Origin of the sequence: Streptococcus acidominimus, from assembly GCF_001921825.1 — a bacterium.
Lineage (GTDB): Bacteria > Bacillota > Bacilli > Lactobacillales > Streptococcaceae > Streptococcus > Streptococcus acidominimus.
In genome coordinates this window covers 1-2,275 of record NZ_MSJL01000093.1, presented here as the reverse complement: position 1 = coordinate 2,275, position 2,275 = coordinate 1, and the positions used below count along the sequence as shown (strand labels likewise).

The window sequence follows — 2,275 nt, the reverse complement described above, 5'->3', positions numbered from 1 at the left end:
AATAAGCAAACAATTTCTAACTTTTCTTCTACTGATTTTGGACTTCTTTTGGACATGTGAAAACTCCCCTTATAGTGTCTAGTGAATTTTTGTTTTTTCACTGTCCACTATATGGGGAGTATATCATCAGTTACAAAACCTTGATTTTCTGTGTTTTTTGTTTTACATCATTGTTAAATGTGGTTCAAAATTGAGATTTTTTCAAACCTTTATCTATATTCTTTTTGATACAGTGTATACTAAAAAGTATATTTTGCTATTATAAAGTGATTTTACATAGAAAATGGTGTATAATGATAATAAAGCGAGGGAGGAAGAAAGCATGAGGAAATGGTTTAGATCTATTTTGTTAGTGATGTGTATAATTGGAATTTTAGGAGGTTGTAGTATGGAAAAGGAAACCTTGACGAGAGAGCAACAGGACAATGTTGTTAGATGGATTGCGAGAAATTATAATGTAGAGTCAATCGAATTTATGACATTCAATAAGGATTTAAAAACTGGGTCATATCATTTGAGGTTTAAGCTAAACAAAGACCAGCATTCTGGAATCACAGTTAATACACTGTCAGAATTTGATAATTCTTATGAAAGTGTAAGATTGGGAGCACTCGAAGACTTTCGTGACATTAGTAGACATAGTATTATTCCCCAAAATGAAGAAGTTGATATTTCTCATGTTGAGGTAACTTATCTAGGAGAATGATGACAGCGGTAAGTTCATATTTTTCAAAAAGTAAAACGAACCCTTTAGATAGCGAGGGAAAATGCGAATTAAAAATAGACCAGACTTATAAGGCAATGGCAGATGAGTGGATGTAGAGCAGTAGTAAAAAGAAAGGAGAGGTCTAGATGAAAAGCTGGCAGAAATGGCTCCTTGGTCTGATTGCAAGTATAGCGGTCGTGATTGGAATAGGAGTATTAGAGCAGATGAACAAACAGGAACAATTAAAACAAGAAATGATTAAGGTAGTGGAAAGTGAGGAAGTAAAACAGGTTATAGAAGAGGGATTAAGAAATTTAGATTCTAAAGCATTGACAGCACAGGGAAAAATTCAGTCATATAAAATAGATTTAGAATCTATAAGGCATAATCCTATGGGAGGTATTGATGTTTCTATTGTTATGAATGATGATAAGGAATTGTATATATCATATACATTAAATAAAGATGTGAACTCGAACCAATTTCTTCCAGGTGGTGCGATTATTTCTGAAAAACTTAGTGATATACTAAATGGCAGGGATTAACAATGGATGCAAATGGTACAGATTAGTAAAATCAGTAAATTGTTTAAAAAGAATGGATATACTATCGATAGAGGTAAAACCGCTATCGGCTATGTTTCAGAAATTGAGGATACAGCTTCCGGTTTTCAAGCCTATGTCGTGGTAGAAGCGTAAAAGAAATTGCTCAAGATGATGAAGTTCTCCGTGTGTCCGAGAAGCAATTTAACAGCATTCAGGTAATGGCAGTTATGCCTGCGGGCTATACAGAAGGTGTATCATAAAAAATTGCTTTTTTATTGTTTTAGAATGTTATTCCACAGAAAATAGTGTATAATAGTTGTAAAAGAAAGGAGAGATTTAGATGAAAAATTGGCAGAAATGGATCCTCGGTTTTATTTTTAGTGTAGCGGTCATAATTGGAATAGGAGTATTAGAACAGATGAACAAACAGGAACAACTAAAACAAGAAATGATTAAAGTAGTGGAGAGTGAAGAAGTACGAAAGATTTTTGAAGATGAACTAAAGTATATTGAGCCAGAAGCTCTAACAGATAAAGCTATCATCAAGTCTTATGCGATTAATTACAACTCATTTAATAAAAATCCAATGGGAGGCTTCTCTACAGCTCTTATAATCAATGGGAATGAAAAACTTTATATTAGAATCGGGATAGATAAGGATAAGAGTACGAATAAATTAATAGTGTATAGCTCAACTATCTCTAATGAATTACAAGCTTTGCTTGAGGAGAAGCTAGATGATTGAATATACTGATAAACAAAATGAACAAATTGCTAAACAAGAATATGAGCCTTATGAAATAGGAGAGCCTTTGAGAATAGGAACTGGGGAAAATAAAACCACTATCGGCTATGTTTCAGAAATTGAGGATACAGCTTCCGGTTTTCAAGCCTATGTCGTGACAGATGTGAAGTTACCAGAAAATCCTAGTCAGGCTGATTATGATAAAGTAAAACATGTCACCATGCTCTATCGTGGTTCAAGTGGTTTCAACGAGTTTTTAGAAAAACCTTGGGATGTTAC

The 2,275-nt window shown here is 33.5% G+C and carries 4 protein-coding genes and 1 pseudogene; all 5 read left to right on the top strand.

Annotated elements, in window-relative coordinates:
- Positions 1-388: 388 nt before the first annotated feature.
- Positions 389-706 (top strand): hypothetical protein, encoded by a 318-nt coding sequence (locus tag BU200_RS10335; protein ID WP_244912654.1) that lies wholly within the window; start codon positions 389-391, stop codon positions 704-706.
- A 146-nt stretch (positions 707-852) separates the two neighbouring features.
- Positions 853-1,251, top strand: a complete 399-nt coding sequence (locus tag BU200_RS10330; RefSeq protein WP_075100041.1) for a DUF1310 family protein — start codon at positions 853-855, stop codon at positions 1,249-1,251.
- A gap of 12 nt (positions 1,252-1,263) precedes the next feature.
- On the top strand, positions 1,264-1,404 hold the full coding sequence (locus tag BU200_RS11190; RefSeq protein WP_158015171.1) for a hypothetical protein: 141 nt from the start codon (positions 1,264-1,266) through the stop codon (positions 1,402-1,404).
- A 187-nt stretch (positions 1,405-1,591) separates the two neighbouring features.
- Positions 1,592-1,996, top strand: a complete 405-nt coding sequence (locus BU200_RS10325; RefSeq protein WP_075100040.1) for a DUF1310 family protein — start codon at positions 1,592-1,594, stop codon at positions 1,994-1,996.
- Positions 1,989-2,275: pseudogene (locus BU200_RS10320) on the top strand (SA1320 family protein); the annotation flags it as partial. The gene BU200_RS10325 and the pseudogene BU200_RS10320, both read left to right, overlap by 8 nt.

Coding starts and splice junctions, on each gene's coding strand:
- BU200_RS10335 (WP_244912654.1), top strand. CDS start 389: ATGGAAAAGGAAACCTTGACGAGAGAGCAACAGGACAATGTTGTTAGA.
- BU200_RS10330 (WP_075100041.1), top strand. CDS start 853: ATGAAAAGCTGGCAGAAATGGCTCCTTGGTCTGATTGCAAGTATAGCG.
- BU200_RS11190 (WP_158015171.1), top strand. CDS start 1,264: ATGGTACAGATTAGTAAAATCAGTAAATTGTTTAAAAAGAATGGATAT.
- BU200_RS10325 (WP_075100040.1), top strand. CDS start 1,592: ATGAAAAATTGGCAGAAATGGATCCTCGGTTTTATTTTTAGTGTAGCG.